This is a genomic window from Pseudomonas persica (assembly GCF_900291015.1).
GTDB lineage: Bacteria > Pseudomonadota > Gammaproteobacteria > Pseudomonadales > Pseudomonadaceae > Aquipseudomonas.
On record NZ_OLKL01000089.1, the window covers coordinates 1 to 298 of the forward strand.

The window sequence follows — 298 nt, forward strand, 5'->3', positions numbered from 1 at the left end:
GGTACATTCCGCCGTACCCGCTGTACGCCGGGGCCACGCACGTGTTGGCAAAGGTGACAATCGGATAACAGACGCCCTTGCACTGCTTCATGGCGTTGGTCAGCGCATCGTCGCTTGTCTCGTCGTTCAGATGGACGTACCACGCCCCATCTTCAGTGTTGACCGCCAGCGAACCCCACCAGTCGCGCTTGGCGTCCTTCCTCAGCTGCGCGTTGCGGGCTGCAGCGATGTTCCGCGCAATCTGGTCGGCGATATAGTCTTCTTCGGTGTACACATAGCTGCTGGCTTGCTGGCTCTG

General features: G+C 60.4%; 1 protein-coding gene. It reads right to left on the minus strand.

Annotated features, from left to right (window positions below; translation table 11 throughout):
- The coding region (locus FQ664_RS25815) for a DUF4189 domain-containing protein (RefSeq protein ID WP_144175843.1) at positions 1-298 on the minus strand (298 nt) is incomplete at both ends.